Source organism: Gordonibacter sp., from assembly GCF_036667095.1.
Classification (GTDB): Bacteria; Actinomycetota; Coriobacteriia; order Coriobacteriales; family Eggerthellaceae; genus Gordonibacter.
The window spans coordinates 1-4,515 of the sequence record NZ_JAVWUP010000107.1 but is presented as its reverse complement, the minus strand read 5'-3'; the positions used below and the strand labels follow the sequence as shown (position 1 = coordinate 4,515).

4 protein-coding genes are annotated in these 4,515 nt (G+C 48.5%); all 4 read right to left on the bottom strand.

The window, feature by feature from the left end; genetic code table 11:
- Positions 1-2,969, bottom strand: a 2,969-nt coding sequence (gene brxC, locus RR842_RS09605) for a BREX system P-loop protein BrxC (RefSeq protein WP_332729596.1), incomplete at its 3' end; no start/stop codon positions are given.
- 12 nt (positions 2,970-2,981) lie between these two features.
- Complete coding sequence (locus RR842_RS09600; RefSeq protein WP_332729595.1) at positions 2,982-3,587, bottom strand: DUF1788 domain-containing protein; 606 nt, start codon at positions 3,585-3,587, stop codon at positions 2,982-2,984.
- The gene (locus RR842_RS09595) at positions 3,584-4,177 is read right to left on the bottom strand and encodes a DUF1819 family protein (protein ID WP_332724957.1); all 594 of its coding nucleotides are present in this window, start codon (positions 4,175-4,177) and stop codon (positions 3,584-3,586) included. The genes RR842_RS09600 and RR842_RS09595 overlap by 4 nt, the downstream gene beginning before the upstream one ends.
- Position 4,178: 1 nt before the next feature.
- The gene (locus tag RR842_RS09590) at positions 4,179-4,361 is read right to left on the bottom strand and encodes a type II toxin-antitoxin system prevent-host-death family antitoxin (RefSeq protein ID WP_332724955.1); all 183 of its coding nucleotides are present in this window, start codon (positions 4,359-4,361) and stop codon (positions 4,179-4,181) included.
- Between the last annotated feature and the right edge of the window lie 154 nt (positions 4,362-4,515).

The following is a 4,515-nucleotide window of genomic DNA, read 5'->3' as shown; positions in this document are numbered from 1 at the left end:
TGGTCTTTGAAGCTTTTTACCTCTTGCCACTTTGTCGCTATCGGCGAGCCATCCACAAACTGCTTCATCGACGAAAGATCCTTCAGGACACGCGCTACCTCATCTGCCTTCTGTGGAAATTGTTCTATTACCCATTTGCTATCGTTCGACGCATTTGTTGTAATGCCCCGCAAGAAGGACAGGTTGTCTTGGTACTGTTGAGCAAAAGGATAGGAACTGGCTTGTGACGAGGTAGCCTCTATTGGAGAGATTTGGTTTGTTAAATACGCAACAAGGTCTGCGCCTATGGCTTTCGCGTCTGAATCGGACGGATTGACTCCGGTCACTTTGCGGTATGCCTGGTTTATCAAAGCAAGCTGTTCTGCGCTTACCGTCGCAGTTTTGCTGACTGAGTATTTCCCCATATCGATATTTCTCTTCAAAGCGTCCGCAAGAGTTGTATCTTCAACAAGCGCACCGCTTTTGCGAATCTCAATACGCCTGTTGCGATATAGCGATGCGAGTGCATTGCGAACCGCAACATCAGGCCATCCGAACTCGTTTTTTGAGAAATATGCGATAAGACTCGAGGTGCCGTCTCCGCCAATCGTGATAACACTCGCACTACTCAAAAGGCCGATTCTGCTAAAGACGGTTTCGACGTACTCTTCGCACGCAGCGTTTACAAACAACTGACCGGCAAGGCAGTTCTGGTACACATCATTATCGGTGATATGCTTGCGCAGCTGCTGCAACCCCGTATACGAACGACGAATGAGCTCTTGTACACCCGCCGCCAGGATATCCTTCCCCGATCCCGATAGCTGACCGGTAACGTCAACGCCGCCTGCGTTATACAGGGCATTTGTCAGAAGATCAGTGAAATCTTGTCGGAGCTTTTGATGAAGTGCCGCAGCGTCTTTGCGCTTATCTGACACTATCGCAGCCCGAACCTCTCCGGACCCACTGTTGAGGTTCGCATATTTTTGCGTTTGCATATAGATACGCACGTTGTTTAGATACTCGTTTGCGTCTTTCAATGCCACCGAAAGCGTCTTGGGTGCCGTGGGTATCACCCCAAGAGAGCCATTGGAAACTGCCGGGTCGGTAATAATGTTTACCGTCAGATCGTGGCGCTGTTGGCCTTGATTGTCTCCGTCGATACGCAGGTTGTAGTTGAAGGAGTGCTCAAACGAGCCGTTTCGATAGGTTGCGCGGTGAGAGCCAACGATGTCTTTCAGCATCTCTGCAATGCAGTTCTCGATTTCCGAAACAGTGACCTCGGTGTTTCGTATCTCCTTCTCGATGTCTTTTTCCTCATCGGTGAGATATTCATACACATTGCTGTTGGCGCTGCGATGAGCATACACTTGCCGTTCCAGCTCGGCCAGTGAGTCTTTGATTTCTTGTTCAAGCTGCGAGGTGTTTTGGGCAAAGGAGCCATAGAGCAGTACGCGAATATTTCCGGCCGTTGCTTTGAAGTCATCGCAGTACTTCACAAGAAGCAGCGCTTTCAATACGCGTATGGCCATGGGGTTATCGACAAGATTGTTCTCGGCTATCGTAATCTGTCCGTATACTTCACCCTTGAGGGAATTGCGAAGGCCTTCAAACATCGAGTCGAACGTGGCAAGCGTCCTGTCTTCCGTTGAACCAGAGAGTCCGTTTCCGCCGCTGGAAACAAGGCTTGCCCCGACTCCTTGAAAGACTCCCAGCATCGAACGGGCACCCGTCGAGTGGTGCCGCCCCGTAAAGGCGTTAAAATCTGACAACCTGCGCATTGCGGTAATAAACAGGTCGAATTGGTAAGGAACAAACGGGTAAGTGTCTACAAAATCCTGTTTGTCTGCATAGTTCTTGTAGTGCTTTGAGCCGTCTGCAAAATCGAAAAGAACTCGGAAGTCGTCCTTGTACTGATCATACATAGACTCAATTTCAGGCACTGCCTCAGCGCTCTTCTTTAACAAACGCTCCTTGATGACCGCATTCGCGTCTTTCGAGGTCAGAAGTATCTTTACCTCGAAGCGTGCTTGGATTTTCGAAAAGTCGTTTGCGGACTTCTTCTTCATTTCACCCAAGACGTCCTCGACGTTTTCCTGCGAGGTAACCAGTATCCAAGAATCTCGTTCGCAGGCAGTGTTCAGTGCCGCAGCGATATCTTGCACTTTCACCATCAGCTCAGGATTTCCGGCAACGTAAAGCCCGATTTCATCCACGAAAAAGTTCAGGCGAAAGCCGGCATCATGCTTGTCAATGTACTCCTTAACTCGTTTAGAAAAGGAATCCACGCTCGGCGTGTAGGTGTCGCGATAATACTGGATAACGTTTCGCGTATACCCATCGGGATTACCGCTTACCTGATCGAACGCTTTAGTGATCTTTGCAGCGTCTAGAAGAGCCTGCGAGCGAACCTGAACCCAGGGCTTGCCCGTCATCTCTTCGATTAGCCCCGTAAATGTTTCGAGTTTCTCAGCCTTGTCAAGATCGTATTCCAACTCGGCAATATGCTGCTGATCGCCATCATAGTAACCGCAATGAGCATTGAATACCTTGCTGAACGCGGCGAGGATTGGGTTTGCTTCTGAACGCCCTTGGTTCGGTGCTGCCACGCCAATGTCGAACAGGATAGATTCGCTGGGATGTTTGACTCGTGCTACTTCCATTGCACCTTTAAGAGAGGGGTTCCTTTGAATCTTTGGCAGGATGTAATCGAATGACTTCTTTCCATCAACTTCTTTATCTTCTAGCATCATAGCTAAGATCTTCAGTAAGTGAGATTTACCGCTTCCAAAGTAGCCCGATATCCAAGCTCCGTTTCCCGTTGTATCAACATCGTTGTATTCTTCGAAGAAGCGCAGAAGATGTCCTTCGAGCTCGGAAGTTACAACGTATTCGTCGAGCTCGTTAGCTAAGTGGCTGATGCTGTCAGGTTTTACAACCGGATCAATAGGGCGGTTGATTGGTTTTGCGTACATATCCTCGAATAGCATATCGCGCCTTCCTTACAATTCAAATATTGACGTAGCCCGGTAATATCCCCCGTTTGTTTGAGAAGGGATGTTTAGGATATCGAGCGAGGTTGATCCATCTGCGTACTGCCGGTATTCGCCTGGAAAAACGAAAACGATAGGCTTGTCCGTTTCGATCTTATTTAGCAATGCATGCGTGCGAATGTAGGGAAACGTTTCGCCAATCCCCGTAATGAAAGCTAGGTCGCATTCGCTCGACCGGAGTCTCTCCTCTACAGCGGGTTGAATCACATCTGAGACGCTAACCGTATCTTGAAGCATCATGATGATGTCTTCTCGATCGGCATCTCGCTCCGCTTCACAAAGAGCATTCCATATGTCTTTTTCATCCAAGAACTTCAAGACAATATCGTACAGGTTTATGTTCTCGGCGCTGACGCTTTTTAGAGGCAAGTCGTGCTCGCACATCGCTTTTATGAGGTCTTTGGCATCGTTTTCCTGGGCGGGAGAATACGGTAGAACATAAAGATTCTGCCTAAGTGTATATCCGCCGCGACCGAGAAAGGTGTCGTCGGTCAGATGGTCGATGATGAACTGTCGTGCATCTGCCGACGAAATGCGGGGGAACGATTTTGTCATAGTAAAACACCTACCTTTGGAAACAAAGCAAGGTCTTCTTCGTGCTCTTGAGACACGATCTCTACAAAACGGGGACTCACATACAAAGGCGTGATGTGGTAGCTACGATCTATGAGATGGCAGTCTCGTAGAAACCCAAATACTCGAATCTCAACTTTGTCCTGCGATTTTTGCGTAAGGGCAGCGAACTCAGGGTGCTCAAAACGTTGGTCGTCGGCAAAGGCATCATAGGTGGTGTGCGGCAAATCCGGGATCATGCGAGCATACCGCTTAACCAAAACCTCTTGAGCAAACGACTTTACAAGTGGATATGTTCTGCATAGTGATATCCACGTAATCGCCGCGAGGTCATCACCTACAGCATTCGCATAGAGCTCGATTTCTTGATTATTCAGCGTCTTGAGACGCTTTAGGATTTCCCCGCCAATCCTCTTGCGATTGCCATCCGTATTCAATAAGAGTAGGTTCTCGTCGACAATAAGCCTGCGAACTTCAACCCAGTCCCCGCGCTCGAGGAATGCGCGTGCTACCGCGACGGTTTCGGTTTGATATGTTCCTGCCCCCGTAAGCGACAAACAGTACTTGGCCATACTATGCATCCTTGCTGGCTTTTTGAACGCGCGACGCAAGTTCATCGAAGGCATTTGCATCCATAAGCACAAGGTGTTTTGAACCATTTTTAGTAAGGTATATCGGCTCTTTGGTGCTCTTTGCCAGGTCGGTAATCTCCCCGACTTTTCGTTGCAAATCTGAAACAGGTCTGATTTCGGCCATAGCGCAGTCCTTTCAAATACATTGAAAGATGTTGCGTTATATTTTACATAACATTCTATGGTTTATGACCGTCTTCCTTGATAATTCTGCCACTCATCATTCTAGCGGCCTTGTATTACGCGAGTGTCCAGGAAACGGGTCAGGAATATGCCCT